Origin of the sequence: Legionella waltersii (assembly GCF_001468085.1) — a bacterium.
GTDB classification, from domain to species: domain Bacteria; phylum Pseudomonadota; class Gammaproteobacteria; order Legionellales; family Legionellaceae; genus Legionella; species Legionella waltersii.
The window spans coordinates 370,699-371,133 of sequence record NZ_LNZB01000060.1 but is presented as its reverse complement, the minus strand read 5'-3'; positions in this window follow the sequence as shown (position 1 = coordinate 371,133).

The window sequence follows — 435 nt, the reverse complement described above, 5'->3', positions numbered from 1 at the left end:
ACATTTCTCACTGAGAAAATGAACAGCCTGAACACTTAACTGCTAGTGGCATTTTAAACAATAAAATGCCACTGGTTTTTCTAAAAAAAAATATTATAGCGATTGTTTAATAATACCTTAATTAAAAACAGGTATAATTGAACAATAGTTTCGCAATATGAGCTACTCATATTGCATAGTATGGAAGTCATCAAGATGTTAGCTGTATTAGAGCTTAAAGCCTATCAAAACATCAGACAGTGCTCTGTGGCTGAAATCGTTCATGCCATCGAATTCCCAAGCCATAAAATCCCCGCACACTAACAACCACTCATTAAAAGAATTACGCCAGTTATTTTGCTTGCTAAGGCAACTGTAGGCTGGCTGTCCGCTCCCTTATGGTCGCGGCTCGGTTGTTCGAAACATTGCCCCAATCCAGTTCAATCCGAGTCGCTG